Source organism: Streptomyces sp. CAI-85, assembly GCF_013363615.1.
GTDB lineage: Bacteria > Actinomycetota > Actinomycetes > Streptomycetales > Streptomycetaceae > Streptomyces > Streptomyces antibioticus_B.
The window spans coordinates 1-619 of sequence record NZ_JAANNX010000252.1 but is presented as its reverse complement, the minus strand read 5'-3'; the positions used below and the strand labels follow the sequence as shown (position 1 = coordinate 619).

Here is a 619-nt window from a genome sequence, read left to right as displayed (position 1 = left end):
GCGGGCCTCCTCGCGCTGCGCGTCGAGCTGCGCGAAGTGGGCCTTGCGGCGCTTGGAGAACGCCGAGCGCGCGTGCGAGAACCGGTGCCACAGCTCGTCGTCCGACTTGCGGTCGAGCCGCGGCAGCCCCTTCCACGTGTCCACCAGGGCCCGCAGCCGCTCACCGGCGGCCCGCCACTGGTCGGACTGCGCGAGCTGCTCGGCCTCGGCGACCAGGTCCTCCTTGGCCTTGCGGGCCTCGTCGGACTGCTTGGCCCGCTGCTGCTTGCGCTCCTCGCGGCGGGACTCCACGGTCGCCACCAGCTTGTCCAGCCGGCCCCGCAGCGCGTCCAGGTCGCCGACCGCGTGGTGCGCGTCGACCTGCTCACGGATGTGGTCGATGGCGACCTGGGCGTCCTTCGCCGACAGGTCGGTGGTCTGCACTCGCTTCTCGAGGAGGCCGATCTCGACAACCAGGCCCTCGTACTTGCGCTCGAAGTAGGCCAGCGCCTCCTCGGGGGAGCCTGCCTGCCAGGAACCGACGACCTGCTCGCCCTCGGCCGTACGCACGTACACGGTCCCCGTCTCGTCGACGCGGCCCCACGGGTCGCTGCTCACAGCGCCTCCTCCACATGATGCC

General features: G+C 72.1%; 1 protein-coding gene. It reads right to left on the bottom strand.

The window, feature by feature from the left end; all coding sequences use genetic code 11:
• Positions 1-597 (bottom strand): DUF349 domain-containing protein (locus G6W55_RS38110; RefSeq protein ID WP_175525116.1); only part of this gene is annotated, 597 nt, incomplete at its 3' end.
• Between the last annotated feature and the right edge of the window lie 22 nt (positions 598-619).